General features: G+C 47.7%; 1 tRNA gene. It reads left to right on the top strand.

The features are described from left to right. The first annotated feature begins 96 nt into the window (after positions 1-96). Positions 97-173, top strand: a tRNA-Asp gene (locus tag LRP50_RS25665). The last annotated feature ends 45 nt before the right edge of the window (positions 174-218 follow it).

Below are 218 nucleotides of genomic sequence, written 5' to 3'. Positions count from 1 at the left end.
TTTTCGTCTTTTTAAGAAAAAGATGAAGGCAAAAAGATTAGATACGTGAGTTGAACGACATGTATCGGATAGACAGGAGACTGTTTATCACCGTGTGGAGCGGTAGTTCAGTTGGTTAGAATACCGGCCTGTCACGCCGGGGGTCGCGGGTTCGAGTCCCGTCCGCTCCGCCATTTATTAAGAAGCCTCGCTAGCAATAGCGGGGCTTTTTATCGTTT

It is taken from the genome of Enterovibrio gelatinilyticus (assembly GCF_028683095.1).
Lineage (GTDB): Bacteria > Pseudomonadota > Gammaproteobacteria > Enterobacterales > Vibrionaceae > Enterovibrio > Enterovibrio gelatinilyticus.
The sequence above is the reverse complement of the archived record's forward strand: the minus strand, read 5'-3'. Positions and strand labels throughout refer to the sequence as shown.